Consider the following 20,456-nt stretch of genomic DNA (forward strand, 5'->3'; position numbering starts at 1 on the left):
GCCGCCCGCAGCGCCTCGGCCCCGTCCGCGGCCGGCTCCGCCTGGTAACCCTGGGCGGCCAGCGCCTCGGCCAGCTCGGCCCGGATGACCAGGTCGTCCTCCACGACCAGCACGCACGTCATGCGCCCGATGGTACGGGCTACGCCGTCAAGGGCGGTCGAGCTGACAGGAGACGCTGGAGCGGCCGTTGACTCAGCCACCCTCGTGCCGAAGCCGTAGGAGCTCGGCGGCGTCAGCGGCTGCTCCCTCGGAGAGCGCCTCCCTCCGCCGAGGTACCTTCTTGGACGGCCCCGTGGCGCTTACGGTGCGTGATACGGATGAGCAATGGTGCCAGAAAGGCCATTTCGTAATTTCATCCGCCCAAGTCATGGTCTTGTGGGCTTCCTCTGGGGTGCTAGGCCCGTCAGCCGGCACAGCACGGCATACGTCGAGTACGAGCGATGCCCGTCGCCGCCGACGCCGCAAAGCAGGCCGGAGAGCTCAGGTGCAGCAGCCACCGCCCCACGCCTCGCACCAGTCGATGCCGTGGGTGTCGCGCAGCTCCCAGTAGAACCTGGTCCTGGGCCTTTGGCGCGGGGCCAGCTCATCCAGCGAGTAGGCGTCGTGGAGCCGCCCGTTGACCATCGTCATCGCCACAGTCGTGGAGTTGGCGATGTCGTCGAGAGGGTTGTCGCGCAGCACGATCAGATCGGCGAGCTTGCCCGCTTCGAGGGAGCCGATCTGGTGATCCACCCCGAGGCTCTCGGCCACGTTGATCGTCGCGGTCCGCAACACGCGATGCGCCGGCATCCCACCTGCGGCCAGCAGGGCCATCTCCCAGTGCATGGCCAGTCCTGGGATCTCGCCGTGCGAGCCGGCGTTGATCCGCACGCCTGCCTGGTCGAGCCGGTTGACCGAGCGGGAGACGGCCAGGACGCCGATGTCGTACAGCTCGTCCGCCACGTGGATCGTGGTCATGGCGCGGGCGTAGGGCGGGGCCTCGTACGGCGTGTTCAGGGGGCTGTAGCCGCTCAGGCAGGCCTGAATGTACGTGCGGACCCGGGGGTCCTTCCACACCTCGGTCCGCTGGTACATGTAGTTCTCGCCGAACAGCTCGCCGAACGCGACCACCAGCGTGGGTGTGTTGGACACGCCGGACAGGGCCATGAGCCGCACCACGTCGTCGTAGAGGGTCGCGACGGGCAGGTTGTGCTCAAGGTTGGTGTGGCCGTCCAGGATCATGCTGATGTTGTTGTAGAAGTGCGTCTCGCCCTCGACGACGATGTTGACGCCGTGTTCCCGGGCGGCCTTGACCAGCATCTGCCGGTGCCGGCGCGCGGGCTGCTTGTAGCTCTTGACGCTCAGCGCGCCGAGCGCCTTCTTCCGGCCGAGGACGCCGACGGCGTCCGCGTAGGTCTCGATCGGGCTGTAGAGGTGGAAGACGTTCTGCGGACGGCCGTGGATGGCCGAGCCGGTGCCGATCCAGCGGGGGCCGACCGTGAGCCCGGCCTGGGTGGTCTCGGTGCTCTCGAAGTTCGGCAGCTCGGAGGGGAACGGGTCGAAGTTCGTGGTCACGCCGAAGGCCAGCGCGGCGAACCTGGCCGCCTGCTTCTGCGGGGTCAGGCCGTTCTCCGAGCCGCCGTCGATGTGCCCGTGGGCGTCGATGAGCCCCGGCATCACCGTCATGCCCGAGCAGTCGATGACGGTGGCGTCCTCGGGCACGGCGACCTGCCCGACCGCGACGATGCGGTTGCCCCGTACCACGACCGTGCCCTGCTGGTGGACCTCCTCGCCGCGCATCGTGATCACGGTGCCGCCGACCAGGGCCACGCACCCGTCGGGTACGTCGGCGTCCACGGCGAGGTTCACCGGCGAGGGCCGCTCGATCAACGACCAGGCGCCGGTCTCCCGAACGTGCAGCTCCGGCCCGACCGCCCAGTGCACGCTGCGGCCGTCGGCGGCCCAGGCCAGCGCATACCCGCCGTGCTCGGTGAGCCGGTGGCAGGGCAGCTCGCGGGTTTCCGCCGTGACCAGCAGCTCGTGGCCGGTCTCGCGGTACGGGATGACGTGGTACTGGTCGGCGTGCCGGAACGCCAGCCACCTGCGGTCCGGGCTCAGCCGCAGCTCGTAGGTGTCGGGGTCGGCGGCGCGGGCGTGCACCCTGCGGTCGCCGCCGCGCAGGTCGACGCTGAAGAGCACCTCGACGGGCATGTCACCGGAGGAGTCCACGGCGGTGGCGTAGATCCGGGAGCCGTCCGGGCTGAACGCCGGGGCGTCGTCGGCCGGGCCCAGGTGACGGGGTTCGCCGCCGCCGCTGCTCACCACGTACAGGCCGGGGCGGGCGGAGGAGCCGCCGAGCTGCACGTCGTGCTCCTGCAGCCGGTACACGATCAGGGTCCCGTCGGGGCTGAAGGCGGGCTGGCGCAGCACCCCGGATGACGCGGTCACCTCGAGAGCCTGGTCCCAGCGGTCGCGCCGGCACACCCGCAGCATGCTGCCGCGCTCGTCGTCCCACTCGACGTAGGCGAGCCGGCGGCCGTCGCGGCTGTAGGCGGGCTCGACGGCGTGCAGCGCGTGGTCGCCGACGGGGACGACGGCGTCCTTGCCCCGGGTGGTGTGCCAGAGCCGGCCCAGCGCGGTGAAGGCCACGTCCTGCCCGCCGGGCGCGACGGCCAGGTGCCGCACCGCGCGCGCCACCACCTTGCCCGGCGCGAGGTCATGCCGGACGCGGACCGGCTCGATGATCGTGTGGCGGCACTCGGCGGTGAACGGGATCGGCGCGTGCTCGCCGCTGTCCATGTCGATCCGCCGCAGGCCGCCGCCCGCCCAGATGGCGACGTGGCGGCTGTCGGGGAACCAGGAGAACCTCGGGTAGTAGTTGCCCTGGAGCTCCCAGACCGCCTGGTTGTCGCGGTCGAGGCCGTCGAAGACCGGGCGCTGCCTGCCGTCGCCGGTCAGGTCCAGGCAGAACAGCACGGTCTTGGCCATGACGCGGCGGATGAACGCGAGCCGCCTGCCGTCGGGGGAGAGGGCCGCCCTGATGGCGCCGCCGAAGCCGCCGACGACCGTGTCGGTGTGCCCGTCCTCCAGTCTGCGCCGCCGGATCGAGTAGGTGGCGTGGTTGGCGTCCACGTAGATCTTAGGGTTGACCAGGCGTTCGGTGTAGTAGAGCCAGGCGCCGTCCGGCGAGAGCGCGGGTTCCAGCACGTCGCGCCCGCTCGGCGGGACGTCCACGAGGAGCCGCCCCTGTCCGGGGCCCTCGAAGAGGCGGATCTGGGAGGAGAAGAGCTTGCGGTGCGCGCGGAAGATGGCCGGCGCGATCACGCTGCGCCCGTCCGGGCCCCAGATGGGGTCGGTCAGGAGCATGTCGGTGTCCCTCGTGAGCCGGCGCGGGTTCGAGCCGTCGATGCCGCAGGCCCACAGGTTGTCGAACCCGTCGGCGTCGCTGAGGTAGAGGATCTCCGTCCCGTCCGGGCTGACGGACGGCATCCGGTGCATCGCCGCGCCGCCCAGCAGCAGGGTGGCCGTCCCGCCGCCGGCGGGGACGGAGTAGAGGTCGCCGAGCAGGTCGAAGACGATCGTCGTCCCGTCGGGGGTGACGGAGACGCTCATCCAGGTGCCCTCGGAGGTGGTGAACGAGATCTCCCGCGAGGGCTGCCCGGTCGCGGCGATGTCCCAGGTCATACGGCGACCTCCGTCCAGCCGTCCGCGGTGACCGCGCACGGGCCGCCCTCCTGAAGGACGAGGCGGCGGCGATCGAGGTCGAAGCTGATGAGCATCTTGGTCTCCCACCGGTCGGTCTCGGGAGCGCCGGGACGGGGGTGCGCGCAGACCGGCGCGCCGTCCTCCCAGTGGTGGACGAGCCCCTTCGCCCATGCGGTACGGCTCGCGGCGGTCATGACGGACTTGCGCTCGCGTAGCACGTCCATGCGGGGCAGGGTGTCGTCGCCGATGGCCGCCAGCCGGTCGCCCTTGGCCAGGCCCGGGTCGAGGAAGTGGTTGGTGTGCAGCAGGAATCCCTCCTCGGGCGGGAGCACCACGATCTCCTCGGGCGTGGCCTCGATGACGGCGCCGTCCGACCTCCGCCCGTCCCAGGTCAGCACCGTGAACGAGGCCGAGGCCGTGAGAGGGGCCGAGCGGACGATGTCCACGGCGTCGCGCACGGATCGCGCGGTGTCGAGCACCTGCCTGGCGACGGCATGGATGGGCACGCCTTCCCGCGTGCCGTCGGAGGTGTGACAGAGCAGAGTGAACAGCAGCCCGAGCCCCGCGCTGTTGACGCCCGCCTTGCCCAGCACGCCGTTCTCGGCGAACGTGGCGACCGTCAGGTCGGCGGGCGAGGTGTGCCGGAGCACGGTGAAGTTGCCGACCGTGGGGATCCAGTCCCAGGTCTGCAAGGCCCTGGGCGGCTCGCCCAAGGGCAGCCAGGCTGCCGCCGTGCATTCCTTGAGCCCGGCGATGGAGCCCCTGACCAGGATCTCGGTCCGGCAGTTGAGCGCCGCGACCTCCCACAGCTCCAGGCCCGTGCCCTGGGCGACGCCCGCCATCTCGGTGGCGAGCCCGGGGGCCCAGGCGCGCAGGTGCTCGTAGCCCTGCTCGGCGATGCGGCGCACGGTGTGCCGGTCGAGCTTGGCCGCGTCGAAGAGCCAGGCGTAGTCCCTGGCCGTGCCGTGGATCTGGGCCCGCCAGCGTTCCCCGATGCCCCGGCCGCGGGCCAGCGGGTCGCGTTCGTCGGAGAAGTGGTAGTTGATGGACATCGCTCAGAACCTCAGGTGCCGGCCGATGGGCACGACCATCGGGGTCTGGGAGACCGGGTCGGGGATCACCTTCGACTTCAGCCCGAAGACCGCTTCCACCAGCTCCTCGGTGACGATCGCGCCCGGCTCGCCCTGGGCCACGATCTCGCCCTTGCGCATGGCGATCAGGTGGTGGGCGTAGCGGCAGGCCAGGTTGAGGTCGTGCAGTACGACGGCGATGGTCCGTCCCTCCTCGCGGTTGAGCTGCACCAGCAGGTCCAGCACGTCGATCTGATGCTGTACGTCGAGATAGGTCGTGGGCTCGTCGAGCATGAGGATTCCGGTCTCCTGGGCCAGCGCCATCGCGATCCACACGCGCTGGCGCTGGCCGCCGGACAGCTCGTCCACGGACCGGCCCGCGATCTCCGCGGTGCCGGTGGCCTGCAGCGCCCAGGCGACGACCCGCTCGTCCTCGTCGGTCCACTGCCGGAACCACTTCTGGTGCGGGTAGCGGCCCCGGCACACCAGGTCGGCCACCGTGATGCCCTCGGGCGCCGTCGGCGTCTGCGGCAGGATCCCGATCTTGGTGGCGAGCTGCTTGGAGGGCATCTCGTGGATGGCCTTGCCGTCCAGCGTGATGGCCCCGCCGCGCGGCTTGAGCAGCCTGGCCAGCGCCCGCAGCGTGGTGGACTTGCCGCACGCGTTGGCCCCGACCAGCACGGTGATCTTCCCCGGTGGGATGTCGATGTCCAGGCCGCTGACGATGTCGGCGCCGTCGTAGCCGAGCCGGAGCCCGCGGCCGCACAGCTGCTGCGCGGGGTTCTCAGGGCTGAGGGAGTCGAGGGCGTCCGCGTATGACGCCCCCGCCGGGTGCGGCAGGTCGTCGGCTCGGAAGGATGGCATGGCCGTCAATCTCCTTGTCCTGAGCTGTTCGTGGTGGCCAGCAGCCACAGCAGGTACGGGGCGCCGGCGATGCCGGTGATGACGCCGACGGAGACCTCGGAGCCGGACAGCGCCGTACGGCCGATCAGGTCGGCCACGCAGACGAGGACGGACCCGGTCAGGGCGGCGGGCAGCAGGGCGGGCCCCGGCGACCTGGACAGCCGCCGCGCGACGGGCGCGGAGACGAACGCCACGAAGGCCACCGGCCCGGCCGCGCCGATCCCGGCCCCGGCCAGCGCCACGCCCGCGATCAGGAGCACCAGCCTGGTCCGCTGGACGGGCACGCCGACGGCGGTAGCGGAGTCGTCGCCCAGTTCGAGCACGTTGAGCTGCTTGCCCAGGGCCAGCGTGCCCGGGATGAGCACGAGGAGCATCAGGACGACGGGCTCGATGTTCTCCCAGCCGCGCCCGTTGAGGCTGCCGCTCAGCCAGAGCGCGACCGAGGCGGCGTCGTGGGCGTGGGCGCGGGTCCAGAAGAACTGCGTCAGCGCCGTGGCGACCGCCCCGACGCCGATGCCGACCAGGACCAGGCGGTAGCTCGACATCCCGCGCCGGTAGGCGAAGGTGTAGATGAGGCCCGCGGTGATCAGCGCGCCGGCCGTCGCGGCGAGGGAGAGCGGCAGGCCGCTGAGCCCCAGCAGGGTCAGCCCCATCACCGCCGTCAGGCTGCCGCCCGCGGTGATGCCGAGGATGTCCGGGCTGGCCAGCGGGTTGCGCGCGAGCGACTGGAACACCGCGCCAGACATGCCGAACGCGGCCCCGACCAGCACGGCCAGCAGCGCCCTCGGCAGGCGGAGCGACTGCACGACGAACACCTCGCCGCGCTCGCCCGCCCCGAAGACCGCGGGCAGCACGCGCAGGAGCGAGATCGTGAAGTCGCCGACGGACAGGCTCAGGCAGAACGCCAGCAGGGCGGCCAGCGCCAGGCCGATGGTGACCGCGCGCTTGCGCCCGGCCACGCGGGCGCGCGTACGCGACACGTGGAGGAGGACGTCGTAGGTCGTCATAGGGAGGCCAGATTCTTGCGGCGGACGAGAGCGATGAACACCGGGGCGCCGAGCAGCGCCGTCACAATGCCGACCTGCAGCTCGGCCGGCGCCACCGCGAGCCGGCCGACCACGTCGGCGGCCAGCAGCAGCACGGGCGCCAGCACGGCGCTGTAGGGCAGGATCCAGCGGTAGTCGGGGCCGACGATCGCGCGGGCGATGTGCGGCACGGTCAGGCCGATGAAGACGATGGGCCCGGCCGCGGCGGTGGCGGCGCCAGCCAGGATCATGACCGCCACGCCGCTGACGACCCTGGCGCGGGTCACGTTCTGGCCCAGGGAGCGGGCCACGTCGTCTCCGAGGGCGAGCGTGTTGAGCACCCGGCCGCTGGCCAGCGCCAGCACCGCGCCCACGGCGACGAACGGCCACACCTCGGCGGCGACCTCGGCGCCGCGGCCCGCCAGCGATCCGGCGGCCCAGGCGCGGTAGGCGTCCATGGTCCTGACGTCGAGGAGCTGGACGAGCGTGGTGAAGGAGGCCAGCAGGGCCGTGACCGCCGTGCCCGCCAGCGCGAGCTTCACGGGGGTGGCGCCGTCCCTGCCGATGCTGGAGAGCACGTACACGACCAGCACCGCGACGCCGGCACCGCCGAAGGCGAACCACACGTAGCCGAGCAGGGTCGTGACGCCGAAGAACTGCACCCCGGTCAGCACGGCCAGCGCGGCGCCCGCGTTGACGCCGAGGATGCCGGGGTCGGCGAGCGGGTTGCGGGACACCCCCTGCATCACGGCGCCCGCGAGCCCGAGCGCCAGCCCGGTGAGGAGCCCGATGATCGTGCGCGGGACGCGCAGGGAGCGGATGACGGTCTGCGCCTCGTCCGAGGGGTCGAAGCTCAGCAGCGCGTCGTGGACGGTCGCCAGCGGCAGGTGCCGGGAGCCCAGCACCAGGCTGGCGAGCGCGACGGCGGCCAGCGCCGCGATCGCGATCACCAGCCCGGCGGGCCGGCCCAGCCCGCTGACCAGGCCCTTGCGGGGAGCGGCCTGATCGCGCCGGAAGGAGCTGCGCACAGTGGTCGCCATGCGGGCTACACGTTCCTCGCGCGCTTGAGCACGGCGGTCAGATCCTGGACCTGCTTGGTGTAGTCGGCGTAGTTGAGGGAGACCCGCACCCAGGAACCGACCTGGCCGGCCTGCACGGCCTTCAGCGCGTTCCAGGTCGGGTACTTCTTCAGCGCCTCGTTGCCGAGCGTGTAACCGCGGGCGTCCACCAGGACCACGCTGGGCTGGTATTTCGCGGCGTTCTCCCAGCTGACCGCCTCGTAGTAGGAGCTGACGAGCTTGCCCTTGGGCGTCATCACGTTGACCCCCCAGTCCTTCAGGTCGAGCAGGTCGGGGAACAGGTCGGGCACGGCGAAGTAGACCTGTTCCTGAGCCGGGGTCACGGCCAGCACGGTCAGGTTGGAGCGCTCCTTGGCGGTGGTCTTCAGCTCCTCGACCGCGCTCTGCCAGGTGGTACGGGCCTGCGCGACCGCGCCTGCGTCGACGTCGGCGCCCAGCGCCTTGGCCAGTTCGGAGAAGCGCTGGATGACGTGGGAGGACGGCTTGGTCGAGTCGATGGCGAGGATCGGGGCGATGGCCTTGGCGTCGTTCTGCATCTTCTCGGTCTGGAAGCCGTACACCCCGCCGGGGAACAGCACCCCGTCGCCCGTGTAGAAGGTCGAGACGATGACATCCGGTCTGAGCGCGGCCAGCTTCTCCATCTTGACCTCGCCGAAGACCTCGCCGATCGACTCGACGCCGCTCAGGTCGAGCCCCTTGAGCATGGGATTGCCGGTGAGCGGCGCGCCGCCGAAGATGCCCACGGGCTTGATGCCGAGGTGCATCAGGGCGTTGGCGGCGTCCTCCTGGGCGACGACCCGCAGGCCCTTCTTGTCCAGCCGAACCGTTTCGGCACGGTCGTCGGTGAAAGAGAACGAACCTGCCGCTGCGGTTGCCTCCTTTGCCGGCTCGGGTGGTGACCCGCAGCCGGTCACAACAAGCAACGCTGCCGTAACGAATGCGATAAGACGAGGGCGAATGCTGAAACTGTCAGGCGATGTGGGGGGCGCGCTCATGTTGTTCCTCTCTCGGCGCCTGTCCGGTGCTCTCTCAGCCCGTTGACGTGCAGCGCTGGCGGCCGAAGCGTTCTATGCCTGAACGTTTCGGCACATACAACCACCGGCCATTGGCAGTGTCAACGGTCAATCAGGAAGCGAAGTCGCCGAGCTGATGACGGGGTGCTCGGAGGCTGTTGCGTCTTTCCGGGTAGATGCCTATGGTTGCCGAAACGTTTCGGCATATGCGAGGCACGTGTGACGATCCACCTCCCCCCACGGACGGTCACGGACCGGCCCACCCTGGCCAACTGGCTGCGGGCGCCGTACAACCGCTGGTCGTTCCAGCACGTCAGAGAGATCACGCCGACCGCGGCCATCGGGCGCGGCACCGGTCCCGTCATGGAACTGCCGGAGGCGCCACTGCCGCTCGGCGAGCGCGAGGTGACCTACACCTCGCATCCTGACGACGGCGGCGCGACCGGTTCGGAGCCGCTGGCCCGGCTGCTCGAGCGCACCTACACAGACGGTTTCCTGGTGCTGCACCGGGGCCGGCGGGTCTTCGAGCACTACGACAACGGCATGACCCCGGCGACGGTACACCTGTGCATGTCGATCTCGAAGTCCATCACCGCCACGGCGGTCGGCAGTGCCGTCGCGGGCGGGACGCTGAGCCCCGCGGACCTCGTGGGGGACCTCGTTCCCGAACTGGCCGGCACCGGCTTCGCGGACGCGACCGTGCGCCACCTGCTCGACATGCGCACGGGCACCGCGCCGATGACGGCCGAGCAGGCCAGGACCGACATGGAGGCGACGCTGTGGGCGCCCATGTCACGCCCGGGCGTGAACACCGACCTCACCTCCTACTTCGCCGAGTGGGAGAACGCCCGGCCGCACGGCGGCGACTTCCAGTACCGTTCGGCGCTCACCTGCGTGCTGGCCCGGGTGGCCGAGCACGTGACCGGCACCCGGCTGCCCGAGCTGGTCTCCCGTGAGGTCTGGCGGCGGATCGGCGCGGAGCGCGAGGCCGAGATCTGCGTGGACGGCCAACGGAACGCCCTGGCGGACGTCGGGGTCTCGTGCACGTTGCGGGACCTGGCCCGCTTCGGGGAGGTCATGCGGCGCAACGGCTCCGTGAACGGCGTCGAGGTCGTCCCGCGCGCCTGGGTGGCGGACACGCTGGTCCCGGACGCGGACCAGCGGCCGGCGTTCGCCCGGTACGGCGCACGCTACCTGCCAGGACCAGGCGCCTACTACCGCAATCAGTGGTGGGTCGCCGAGTCCGGCCCGGAGGGCGCGATCTACATGGCGCTGGGCATCCACGGGCAGTTGCTGCTGGTGCACGAGCCGGCCGAGGTGGTCGTCGCGAAGTTCTCCACCTGGCCGCAGGGCTGGTCCACGCTGCTCGCCGAGGACACCATCAGCGCCTGCGTGTCCCTGGCCGCATCGCTGGCGGACGAATGAGCGGGCGCGATGCTCAGCTCCTGGTGGTCGATTCGCGTATCCGCAGCGCGGTCTCGATGACGACCGGGCCTGCGGCCTTCTCCCCGCTCACCCGCCTGGCCAGCAGGTCCACGGCGGCCCTGGCCATCTCCACGGGCCGCAGGTCCACGGCCGTGATGGCGGGCGAGGAGCCCTGCAGTATCTGTCCGTCCATGCCGCCGGCCAGCAGGATGTCTCCGGGCACCGAACGTCCGGACTCGACGATCGCGTCGAGCGCGCCGAGCGGGGTGCCGTACGGGATGGCGAAGATGGCGTCCGGCGGGTTCTTGAGGCGCAGCAGGCTGCGCACGCCCGCCGCCGCGGTCGCCCTGGGCCGCTCCACGTCGATCAGGCGCACCTGCGGCTTGACGCCGTGCTCGGCGCACCAGCGCGCGTACGCCGCGGAGGTGTCCTCGAACCACGCCCACGGCGCGTCGGCCGTCACGAGCGCGATGCGCTCGGCGCCCTGGGCCGCGAGATGGTCCAGGACCTGTACGGTGCTGCCGGCGTTGTCGGTCTCCACCCACCAGCCGTCGGTGCGCTGGATGTCGCGGTCGATGGTCACCGCGGGCACGCCCGCGTTGTTGAGCACGGTCAGCGCCTGGTCGCCCTCGCGCGGATCGGCGATGATCACGCCGTCGACGTCGAGCCGGGCGAGATCCCTGACGTCCTTGGGCCGCGGGGCCACCAGGAGCTGCCGGTCGGAGTCGACGGTGGCCGCGGCGCAGGCCGCCACCAGGGCCATGTCGTACTCGGCGTTCACCAGCCACTCGCCCACGCCCACGTGGCCCACCGGCAGGCACATGGCGAACACGCCCGTGCGGCCCGAGCGCAGGGCACGGGCCGAGCGCCGGGGACGCCACCCGACCTGCGAGACAGCGGTCAGCACCCGTTCGCGGGTCGCGGGATCCACCCGTCCCTTGCTGTTGACGACGTCGGAGACCGTCGTCATGGACACCCCAGCCTGGATCGCCACATCACGGATCGTGGGGCGGGCTCGCTTCGTGGCCATGCAGGGACTCCGTCTACGTCGGGGGCCGCGCAGCGGCGAGGACAGGCCATTTCTAGCCGTGCCGAAAGGTTTCGTCAAAGGAGGAGAGAGCGGTGCCTGCTGAAGCGGTGACGCTGGAGAACTGGATGCGACCGCCGCACAACATCGTGGGGTATCAGCGCATCAGGGAGCTGATCCCCACCGCGGTCATCTCCCGAGGTGAGGGGCCCGCATTCGACCTCGAAGGGGGAGGGAACGACCCGCTCCTCCGGGACCTGGCGGACCGGACCCACACCGACGCCCTGGTCGTCCTGCACCGCGGACGGGTGATCCACGAGCAGTACGAGAACAGCATGGGGCCCGACACGCGGCACCTGTGCATGTCGGTCTCCAAGTCCATCACCGCCACGGCTGTCGGCTCCCTGGTCGCCTCGGGGGCGCTGTCGCCCGATGAAGAGGTCTGTGCGATCGTGCCGGAGTTCCGCGGCACCGGGCTGGACGGGGCCACCGTCCGCCACGTTCTGGACATGCGTACGGGGACCCGCGAGGACATCACCACCCTGGAACTCCAGCGCGCCTACTACTCCACCTGCCTATGGGCCCCTCCGGCGAGCTTCCCCGAGTCGCCGGGGGAGGACGAGGACTCGCGCAGCCACCTCTGGCGGCTGACCCAGGTGCGCCCGCACGGCGGCGACTTCGAGTACCGCTCGACCCTGACCTGCGTGCTGGGGATCCTGGCCGAGCGGGCGGCGGGACTGCGGCTGCCCGAACTGCTCTCCCAGTACCTCTGGCAGCCGCTCGGCGCCGAGCATGACGCCGAGATCACGGTCGACCGCAACGGCAACGCGCTGGCGGACATCGGCATCTGCTGCACGGCACGCGACCTCGCCAGGCTCGGCGAGGTGCTGCGGCGGGGCGGCCGTCGCCCGGACGGGGCGCGGGTGGTGCCGGAGCCCTGGGTGGCCGACACCCTGAGCCCCGACGCCGGCCAGCCGGCCGCCTTCACCCGGCACGGTTCAACGTATCTGGGCCTGCCCGGCGCTTACTACCGCAACCAGTGGTGGGTCGCCGACAAGGGCGGGATCTACATGGCGCTCGGCATCCACGGCCAGCTGCTGTTCGTGCACGAGGCGGCCGAGGTGGTCATCGCCAAGTTCTCCTCCTGGCCGGAGCCGTGGATGGATGACCTGGCGCGGACAAGCATCGAGTTCTGCATAGACATATCCACAGATATGTGGGCAAACTAACAGCTGTTACGTTTATGGCGCAACGGAAGGATGTGGGCCGATGGACGCGGCCGCATGGGGTCTTGGCGCGGCGGTGCTGCTGGCCTCGATCGTGGAGATGGTCGAAGCGCTGACGATCGTCATGGCTATGGGCATGACCCGGAGTTGGCGATCGACGCTCATGGGCGTGGCGGCGGCCCTCGTGGCCCTGACCGCCTTCACCGCCGCCGCCGGCTACGCCCTGGCGACCTGGCTGCCCGAGGCGGCGCTGCAGCTCGCGATCGGCGGCCTCCTGCTGATCTTCGGCCTGCAGTGGCTGCGCAAGGCGATCCTGAGATCGTCGGGGCGCAAGGCCATGCACGACGAGGACCAGATCTTCGCCGAGGAGGTGGCCGCCGCCAAGGACGCGGGCGAGGTCAGGGCCAAGGGGCTCGACTGGTTCTCGTTCATGATCAGTTTCAAGGGGGTCTTCCTCGAAGGCGTCGAGGTGGTCTTCATCGTGATCACCTTCGGCCTGAGCGCCGACAACATGCCGGTGGCCATCGGGGCGGCCGTGATCGGCGTGCTTCTCGTGCTCGTCGTGGGCATCGCCGTCCGGGGGCCGCTGTCGAGGGTGCCGGAGAACACGCTGAAGTACGGCGTCGGTCTGCTGCTGGCGGGCTTCGGCACGTACTGGTCCGTCGAGGGGCTCGGCATCTTCACCGACAGTCACCAGAGCCTGGAATGGCCGGGCGCCGACCTGGCGATCCTGGTGCTCATCGCCGCCTGGTACGGGCTGTCGCGCCTGATGGTGCGCGCGCTCAGGCGGCCGTCGTCCGCTCAGGCCGAGGCCGTTTCCACCACGTCAGGGAGCTAGGCATGGGGTTCATCCGAGGGTTCGGGCAGTTCTGGTACGACCTGATCGTCGGCGACGACTGGAAGATCGCCGTCGCCGTGGTCGTCACGCTGGCGCTCGGTACGGTGGCGCTGCTGGCGTTCGCCGTGCCGGCAGTGGTGCTCACGCCAGTGGTCGGCGGGTGCCTGATGGCTGCCTTCACCATCGCGTTGCGGATTGACACCCGCGACCGCTAGATCTCTCTTGCCCCATCGCCGCAACAGCAGTTGGACCGCCAGGCCCGCCACGGCTTGGCGGTCCACTGCCACGCCGAGGAGGCACTGGCGACGTCTCGCCGACCTGCCGGCCATGCGGACCCGCGGCATGCTGCCGTCCCTCAGCCCGTCCGCGTGGGGAGTTACCCCGCTGAGGTGCGAACGCGCCGCCCGCCTCCGGGGCAGCCCTCGACGCCGCGCACGGATACGATCGACTGGTCCAATACCGAGGAGGGGGCTCACGTTGCCGGGCAGGGAGGAGTCGGAGGGCGGCGGGCACGAGGCCGCCGAGTTGGGGAAGCCTGTCACCTGGCTCATGCTGATCTACCGGGTGCCCAGCGAGCCGACCCGGCTCCGGGCGGCGGTCTGGCGCAGGCTCCGTAACCTCGGCGCCGTCTATTTGCAGAACTCCGCGGCCGCCGCGCCGCGCACGCCGCAGAGCGAGCGGGCCCTGCGGGCGCTGCGCAGCGAGATCGTCGAGTCGATGTCCGGCCAGGCGTTCCTGGTCAGCACCTCGTCGGTGATCGGCGAGTCCGACCTGGTCGCGCTCTACAACGCGGCACGCGACGACGAGTACGAGGAGATCCTCGACAAGTGCGCCGACTTCCACAAGGAAGTCGAGAAGGAGGTGCGGGCCAAGCACTTCACCTACAGCGAGCTTGAGGAGAACGAGGAGGATCTCACCAAGCTCAGGGGCTGGTTCGAGAAGGTCACGGTCCGCGACGTCCTGGGCGCGGCCCGGCGCAAGGAGGTCGTCAAGGCGCTCGACGACTGCGCGCGGACGCTGGAGGAGTTCGCCGCCTCGGTCTACGAGGCCGAGGACACCGCGATCTTCCAGCACGGCGCCGGCTGAGCGCCGGGCTATCTGTCGCGCACGTCGATCCGCAGCGCGATGGCGAAGGCCGCCATCAGGCAGACGCCGAGCACCGGCGTGAGCACCGCTGACGGCGGCCCGAACGCCGGCAGCGCGACCGTGCCCAGGCCCCATGCAGCGGCGGTCATCGGCCCCGCATCCTTCCGTTGTGCAAAGAATGTAACAGCCGTTAGTTTGCCCACATGTCACTGGATATGTCTACGCGGTGTGGCGAAGGGCATGTGCTCGCCCTCCACGTACGCGGGGAACGGCTGGTAGACGTTCACGCCCGGGTCCCCGCGGAACAGCAGGGCCGAGACGAACGGCTGCTCCTCGCTGGTGATCCGGGTCGAGGTCGGGATGTAGCGGATGGTCAGGCCGCAGCGGCGGCGCGGCGAGGTGTTGGCGTTGGAGGCGTGCAGGATGTTGGGGTGGTGGACCTCCACGTCGCCGGCCGCCAGGACGAGGTCCACGGCCTGTGACTCGTCCACCGTCACCGCGCTCTCCGAGCCCAGCACGTTGTCGATGTCGTCGCGCTGCCGCAACTCGTGCAGGTCCTGCCGGTGCGAGCCGGGGATCACGCGCAGGCAGCCGTTCTCCGTCGTGGCGTCGTCCACGGCCAGCCAGAGCGTGACGACGCGCATCGGCTCCAGCGGCCAGTACGCGCCGTCCTGGTGCCACAGGACCGGCTTGCCGGAGAAGGGCGGCTTGCTGATGTAGTGCGAGGCGAACAGCGCGATGTCGGAGCCGACGAAGAGCTCGGCGATGTCCAGCAGCCGGTCATCGCCGACCAGCCGCACCCAGAAGGGGTCGCGGGCGACCAGCTCGGTGCCCAGGTCCTCGCCGTTCAGGTCGGGGTGCCTGGCCTGGAGCCAGGCGACGTGCTCGCTCGCCTCGGCGATCAGGTCGGGGTCGAGGACGTCACGGAAGATCGTGTAGCCGTCGCGGTCGTAGTCCTGAAGGGTCCGGTCGACTCTCACCATGCGCTCCTTGTGAGGGTGGGGCGTCACTCGGATTCTTCGGTCTTCGCGGGACGGGTTACTAGTAATCACCGCTCCACAAGTATTAATTTCCTGACATGCCCACCGTCCTGCGCTGGGTCGAGTTCGCGGCCGGCCTGCCGTACCACGCGGCCCTGGTGCCGGTGAAGGGTGGCCGCAGGGACCGGCCGGAGCCGCACTCCCACGCCGACTTCCACGAGCTGGTCTTCGTGACCGCGGGGGCGGGCGTGCAGCGGGTCGGCGAGGCGGAGCAGCCGCTGCGCGCCGGGGACATGCTGCTGGTACGGCCGCACGACCGGCACGAGTTCGCCTCGGCCGACGGCATGCGCTTCGTCAACATCGCCTTCCCGAGCGAGCGCTGGCGGGCCTTCGCCGACCTGGCGGGGCTGGCGGGACCGGCGGACTGGGACCGCCGGGAGCTTCCGCTGTCGGCCCGCGCCGGCCTGGACGGGCCGGTGGCGGCGGAGTTCGCCCGCCTGCTGGCCGCCTACTCCGGCGTGCCCCGCGTGCTCGACCTGGTCGGGCTGCTGACCGCGGTCGTCCCGCTGCTGGAGGGCGCCGACGGGACGGCCGTGGACCGGCGGCCCGGCTGGCTGGTCTCGGCCTGCGTCGCGATGCGGCTCGAGGAGAACCTGCGCGAGGGCCTGCCCCGGCTGCAGTCCCTCGCCGCCGTCAGCCCGGGGCATCTGGCCCGCTCGATGCGCAGGCACTACGGGTGCACGCCGATCGGGTTCGTGGTCGGGCGGCGGCTGGAGCACGCCGCCCTGCTGCTGACCACGACGACGGAGGGCATCGGGCGGATCGCCCAGCGCTGCGGCTTCTCCGGCCAGTCGTATTTCGGCCGGCTCTTCCAGGAGCGGTACGGCATGGCCCCGCGATGTTACCGGGAGGTTACGCGGCGAGCCGTCGTCCCTCTGGACAGCCAAGACATCAAGTGATTAGATGACTTAATCCCCCCAAGATCGAAGAGGAGGCCGGGCATGATCCGGTCACTTGGTGTAGCCGCCGTCATCTGCCTCGCACTCACCGCCTGCTCCTCCGGCGGATCCGCGCCCAAGCAGGCCGCCGGCAAGACGGAGCTGAAGCTCTACAACGACAAGGGCGCCTGGAGCAAATACTTCGACGAGATGGGCAGCCTGTCCAAGCAGCAGATCGGCCTGTCCATGAAGCCGGTCGGCTACACCGACGAGCCGACGTACCAGGCCTTCATCAAGGCGTCGTTCCGCACGGACGTGAAGCCCGACCTGTTCACCTGGACGACGGGCGGGCGGCTGGCCGAGATCGTCGCGCAGAAGCAGGTCTCCGACACGACCGCCATCTGGCAGGAGGCGATCAAGAACGGCGACCTGTCCGCCGACCTGGCCAAGTACTACACGGTGAGCGGCAAGCAGTACTGCGTGCCGCTGAACGCGGCGTACTGGGGCATGTTCTACAACAAGAGCGTCTTCGACAAGTACCAGCTCAAGCCGCCGGCGACATGGGACGAACTGGTCAAGGTCGCCGAGACGCTGAAGAAGAACGGCGTCAAGGCCTTCTACCACACCAGCGTGCTGTTCTCCTTCGTCTGGTTCGAGCAGCTCCTGGCCGGCACCGACCCCGACCTCTACGACCGCCTCTCGGCCGGTCAGGCGAAGTACACCGACCCCGGCGTGGTCGAGGTGATGAAGCGGTGGAAGTCGATGATCGACGCCGGCTACTTCAACAACCCCGGCGACAAGACCGACCCGGGTGACGTGCTCAAGACCGGCAAGGCCGCGATGGTGTCGTTCGGCACGTGGTTCAACACGAGCATGACGCAGCGCGACATGAAGGCGGGCACCGACTACGGCTTCTTCGTCATCCCGAACGTCAACCCCGCGCTGCCCAAGACCTCGATGATCTTCGAGAGCGGCCCGCTCTGCTCGCTGGCCAAGGCGCCCGACCCCGACGCGAGCACCAAATACCTCAAGTGGTGGGTGAGCTCGTCCGCCCAGGAGAAGTGGGCCACGGCCAGGGGCGACGTGTCGGCCAACCCCAAGGTCGCCATCGCCGACCAGGCCATCGCCGAGGTCAGCAAGGCCGCGGGCAGCGGCGACTATCGCCTGGTGAACCGCTACTTCGAGGCCACCCCGCCCCCGGTGCTCACCGCCGCGCTGGACGGCTTCGGCGCCTTCGTCGTCAAGCCGGACACCTACCAGAAGGTCCTGACGGACATCCAGGCCGCCGCCGACGAGTACTGGAGCACCCACCCGCAGGGCAACTGAGCGCCGGTCAGGGCAGGAAGCCGCGGTGGCGGGCGGCGATCACCGTCTCCATGCGGGTGTGCGTCCCCAGCTTGCGCATCGCGTTGCGCAGGTAGCTCTTGACCGTCTCGGCCCGGATCCCGAGCCTCTCCCCGGTCTCCGCGTTGCCGCAGCCCACGGCGACCAGGGCGAGGACGTCGAGCTCGCGCGGCGACAGCGGGCTCGGCCGCTCCGGGGTCCGGCCGTCCGGGCGGGCCAGCCGGTCGCACACGTCCTGGAGCCGGGCCCGGAGCGCGGCGTCGGCGACGTCCTGGGTGATGGCCCTGAGCTGGGCGTGCGCCTGGCGGACCGCCTCCCACTCGCCGGCGGACGGCGACTCGCGGGCGGCCCGGGTGATCGCCGCGGTCTCCATCTCGGCCAGCCGCCGCTCCACCTCCCGCCTGACGGCCAGCTCGAAGCCCACCCGCGCGGCGACCTGGGTCATGGCGTCCACCACGCGGTCGCTGATCGACAGGGGCTCGCGGATCCCGCCGTACAGGACGCCGGACACGCCGCCGTCCACCGTGACCGGCACCGCCGCGATGGCCCGCAGCCCCTCGGCGATCACCGGTTTGTCGTACTCGTGGCTGATGCGCGGGTCGGCGGCGTAGTCGTCGACGGTGCCGGGACGCGCGGTGGTGATCACCCGGCCGCCGAGCCCGTTGCCCGCGCCGACGACCAGGCCGCGCAGCGCGCCGGTCAGGGTTCCGCTGAACTCCGTCAGCGTCACGCCGAGCGAGCGGGACCCCACCACGCCGCCGAACACCACCGGCAGGCCCGTCGCCCGGCGCAGCCGGCCGACGGCGGTCTGGAACGCCTCACGATCGATGGGCGCGTACGGTGCGGCCATGGGTCCAGCATGGACGAGGCCCATGGCGGAGAGCCACCCCCGAAAGGGGGTGGTGCGGGACCGTGGGCGGGGGAATTCTCCGTTCATGGCTGACGCACTGCTCTCGTACGCCTCGGGCGTGTCCGGGGTCCCCCTGCTGGGCGAGACGATCGGCGAGAACTTCGAGCGCACCGTGGCGCGGTTCGGCGAGCGCGAGGCGCTGGTGGACGTGGCGGCCGGGCGCCGCTGGACGTACGCGCAGCTCGACGCCGCCGTGAACGAGGTGGCGCTCGGCCTGCTGGCCCGCGGCATCGGCAAGGGCGACCGGGTCGGCATCTGGGCGCCCAACTGCGCGGAATGGGTGCTCGTCCAGTACGCCACCGCCAAGATCGGCGCGATCCTGGTGAACGTCAATCCCGCGTACCGGGCCCACGAGCTGGCCTACGTCGTCAAGCAGTCGAGCATGCGGCTGCTCGTCAGCGCGGTCACGCACAAGAGCAGCGACTACCGGGCGATGATCGACGAGATCGGGTTCGGGGAGGCGGTGTTCATCGGCGGGCCCGGCTGGGACGAGCTGGTCGAGAGCGGCAGGCGCGCCGACCCGGCCCTGCTGGCGGAGCGGGCGGCGCGGCTGACGTTCGACGACCCGATCAACATCCAGTACACCTCGGGCACGACCGGCTTCCCCAAGGGCGCCACGCTGTCCCACCACAACATCCTCAACAACGGCTACTTCGTCGGCGAGCTGCTCGGCTACACCGAGGCCGACCGGGTGTGCCTGCCGGTGCCGCTCTACCACTGCTTCGGGATGGTCATGGGCAACCTCGGCGCGACCTCGCACGGCTCGTGCGTGGTGCTGCCCTCGCCGGGGTTCGACCCGGAGGCGACGCTGAGCGCCGTGCAGGCCGAGAGGTGCACGTCCCTGTACGGGGTGCCGACGATGTTCATCGCCGAACTGGCCCTGCTGACCGGGTCCGGAAATTTCGATCTTTCGACGCTCAGAACGGGCATCATGGCCGGATCCCCGTGCCCCGTCGAGGTCATGAAACGCGTCGTCAGCGAGATGAACATGACCGAGGTCGCCATCTGCTACGGCATGACCGAGACCTCCCCCGTGTCCACGATGACCCGCCGCGACGACGGCCTGGCCCGCCGCACCGAGACCGTCGGCCGGGTCATGCCGCACATCGAGGTCAAGGTCGTCGACCCGGAGACCCGGCTGGCGCTCCCCCGCGGCGTGCCGGGCGAGCTGTGCACCCGCGGCTACTCGGTCATGCTCGGCTACTGGGCCCAGCCCGACGCCACGGCCGAGGCCATCGACGCCGCCCGCTGGATGCACACCGGCGACCTGGCCACCATGGACGCCGACGGCTACGTCAGCATCGTGGGCCGCATCAAGGACATGGTGATCCGTGGCGGCGAGAACATCTACCCGCGCGAGATCGAGGAGTTCCTCTACGGCCACCCGGACGTCGCCGACGTGCAGGTGATCGGGGTGCCCGACGAGAAGTACGGGGAGGAGCTGATGGCCTGGATCGTCATGCGGCCGGGCGTCGAGCCGCTGACGGCCGAGCGGGTCAGGGAGTTCTGCGCGGGCCGCCTGGCCCACTACAAGATCCCCCGGTACGTGCACGTGGTGGACGCGTTCCCCATGACGGTCACCGGCAAGATCCGCAAGGTGGAGATGCGCGAGCGGGCCGCCGGCATCCTCGGCACCTGACGCCGGACCGGCTCCGCGGCCGGGAGAAACCACGGAGCCGGCCCAGGATGCGCGTCGTCACGGCGAGCGACCCGTGAGCCTTCACGACCGGCCAGGACGGACGGTCACCGACGTCGGCGCGTGCGGCCCACCGTGCGCAGCCGTAAAGGATGGGCCTGAAGATCGGCGCGCGGCCCACCGTGCGCAGCCGTAAAGGATGGGGGTTTCGATGTCGAATCTTTCCGGAGGGATCACGCCGATCATGTCCCGGCCCCCGCTGACGATCTGCC

At 70.6% G+C, this 20,456-nt stretch carries 18 protein-coding genes; 8 read left to right on the plus strand and 10 right to left on the minus strand.

The features are described 5' to 3' along the window. Positions 1 to 480 precede the first annotated feature (480 nt). The 6 genes from ACWDX9_RS43765 to ACWDX9_RS43790 are packed head-to-tail and all read right to left on the minus strand — an operon-like array spanning position 481 to position 8,675. Positions 481 to 3,663 (minus strand): amidohydrolase family protein, encoded by a 3,183-nt coding sequence (locus tag ACWDX9_RS43765; protein ID WP_449965571.1) that lies wholly within the window; start codon positions 3,661 to 3,663, stop codon positions 481 to 483. Further along, complete coding sequence (locus ACWDX9_RS43770) at positions 3,660 to 4,736, minus strand: C45 family autoproteolytic acyltransferase/hydolase (RefSeq protein WP_449965573.1); 1,077 nt, start codon at positions 4,734 to 4,736, stop codon at positions 3,660 to 3,662. Before ACWDX9_RS43770 ends, ACWDX9_RS43765 begins: the two co-directional genes overlap by 4 nt. Positions 4,737 to 4,739: 3 nt before the next feature. Continuing rightward, positions 4,740 to 5,618 (minus strand): ABC transporter ATP-binding protein, encoded by an 879-nt coding sequence (locus tag ACWDX9_RS43775; protein WP_350743319.1) that lies wholly within the window; start codon positions 5,616 to 5,618, stop codon positions 4,740 to 4,742. Between the two features lie 5 nt (positions 5,619 to 5,623). Then, positions 5,624 to 6,664: a FecCD family ABC transporter permease gene (locus tag ACWDX9_RS43780; protein ID WP_449965575.1), complete on the minus strand. Its 1,041-nt coding sequence runs from the start codon at positions 6,662 to 6,664 to the stop codon at positions 5,624 to 5,626. Further along, entirely contained in the window at positions 6,661 to 7,722 is a 1,062-nt protein-coding gene (locus tag ACWDX9_RS43785; protein ID WP_449965577.1) for a FecCD family ABC transporter permease, read from the minus strand. The genes ACWDX9_RS43780 and ACWDX9_RS43785 overlap by 4 nt, the downstream gene beginning before the upstream one ends. 5 nt (positions 7,723 to 7,727) lie before the next feature. Next, complete coding sequence (locus ACWDX9_RS43790; protein WP_449965580.1) at positions 7,728 to 8,675, minus strand: ABC transporter substrate-binding protein; 948 nt, start codon at positions 8,673 to 8,675, stop codon at positions 7,728 to 7,730. 318 nt (positions 8,676 to 8,993) lie between these two features. Here ACWDX9_RS43790 and ACWDX9_RS43795 point away from each other — a divergent pair, with 318 nt between their 5' ends. After that, the gene (locus ACWDX9_RS43795) at positions 8,994 to 10,199 is read left to right on the plus strand and encodes a serine hydrolase domain-containing protein (RefSeq protein ID WP_449965583.1); all 1,206 of its coding nucleotides are present in this window, start codon (positions 8,994 to 8,996) and stop codon (positions 10,197 to 10,199) included. Between the two features lie 13 nt (positions 10,200 to 10,212). Here ACWDX9_RS43795 and ACWDX9_RS43800 read toward each other — a convergent pair whose 3' ends face one another. After that, the gene (locus ACWDX9_RS43800) at positions 10,213 to 11,229 is read right to left on the minus strand and encodes a LacI family DNA-binding transcriptional regulator (protein ID WP_449965585.1); all 1,017 of its coding nucleotides are present in this window, start codon (positions 11,227 to 11,229) and stop codon (positions 10,213 to 10,215) included. 92 nt (positions 11,230 to 11,321) lie between these two features. Between ACWDX9_RS43800 and ACWDX9_RS43805 the strand changes: the two genes are divergently transcribed. From ACWDX9_RS43805 to ACWDX9_RS43820, 4 genes are all read left to right on the plus strand, one after another. Continuing rightward, entirely contained in the window at positions 11,322 to 12,455 is a 1,134-nt protein-coding gene (locus ACWDX9_RS43805; RefSeq protein ID WP_449965588.1) for a serine hydrolase domain-containing protein, read from the plus strand. A gap of 40 nt (positions 12,456 to 12,495) precedes the next feature. Then, positions 12,496 to 13,290 (plus strand): COG4280 domain-containing protein, encoded by a 795-nt coding sequence (locus tag ACWDX9_RS43810; protein ID WP_449965591.1) that lies wholly within the window; start codon positions 12,496 to 12,498, stop codon positions 13,288 to 13,290. Between the two features lie 2 nt (positions 13,291 to 13,292). Then, a complete protein-coding gene (locus ACWDX9_RS43815) occupies positions 13,293 to 13,505 on the plus strand; it encodes a hypothetical protein (protein ID WP_449965594.1) in 213 nt (70 codons plus the stop codon). A gap of 262 nt (positions 13,506 to 13,767) precedes the next feature. After that, on the plus strand, positions 13,768 to 14,376 hold the full coding sequence (locus ACWDX9_RS43820) for a Chromate resistance protein ChrB (protein ID WP_449965597.1): 609 nt from the start codon (positions 13,768 to 13,770) through the stop codon (positions 14,374 to 14,376). Between the two features lie 8 nt (positions 14,377 to 14,384). Here the strand turns inward: ACWDX9_RS43820 and ACWDX9_RS43825 are convergent, their stop codons facing one another. After that, positions 14,385 to 14,525, minus strand: coding sequence for a hypothetical protein (locus ACWDX9_RS43825; protein WP_449965599.1), 141 nt, complete (start codon positions 14,523 to 14,525; stop codon positions 14,385 to 14,387). Positions 14,526 to 14,582: 57 nt separating this feature from the next. Then, positions 14,583 to 15,359 carry a phytanoyl-CoA dioxygenase family protein gene (locus ACWDX9_RS43830; protein WP_449965601.1) on the minus strand — a complete coding sequence of 259 codons (777 nt, stop codon included), beginning with the start codon at positions 15,357 to 15,359 and terminating at the stop codon, positions 14,583 to 14,585. Between the two features lie 95 nt (positions 15,360 to 15,454). Here ACWDX9_RS43830 and ACWDX9_RS43835 point away from each other — a divergent pair, with 95 nt between their 5' ends. Next, positions 15,455 to 16,315, plus strand: a complete 861-nt coding sequence (locus ACWDX9_RS43835; protein WP_449965603.1) for an AraC family transcriptional regulator — start codon at positions 15,455 to 15,457, stop codon at positions 16,313 to 16,315. Positions 16,316 to 16,357: 42 nt separating this feature from the next. Next, on the plus strand, positions 16,358 to 17,620 hold the full coding sequence (locus tag ACWDX9_RS43840) for an ABC transporter substrate-binding protein (protein ID WP_449965606.1): 1,263 nt from the start codon (positions 16,358 to 16,360) through the stop codon (positions 17,618 to 17,620). Positions 17,621 to 17,627: 7 nt separating this feature from the next. On the opposite strand, the gene ACWDX9_RS43845 is transcribed toward ACWDX9_RS43840, so the two are convergent. Further along, positions 17,628 to 18,488 carry a LuxR C-terminal-related transcriptional regulator gene (locus tag ACWDX9_RS43845; protein ID WP_449965609.1) on the minus strand — a complete coding sequence of 287 codons (861 nt, stop codon included), beginning with the start codon at positions 18,486 to 18,488 and terminating at the stop codon, positions 17,628 to 17,630. Positions 18,489 to 18,573: 85 nt separating this feature from the next. Between ACWDX9_RS43845 and ACWDX9_RS43850 the strand changes: the two genes are divergently transcribed. After that, positions 18,574 to 20,187: an AMP-binding protein gene (locus ACWDX9_RS43850; RefSeq protein ID WP_449965612.1), complete on the plus strand. Its 1,614-nt coding sequence runs from the start codon at positions 18,574 to 18,576 to the stop codon at positions 20,185 to 20,187. The last annotated feature ends 269 nt before the right edge of the window (positions 20,188 to 20,456 follow it).

It is taken from the genome of Nonomuraea sp. NPDC003201 (genome assembly GCF_053590415.1).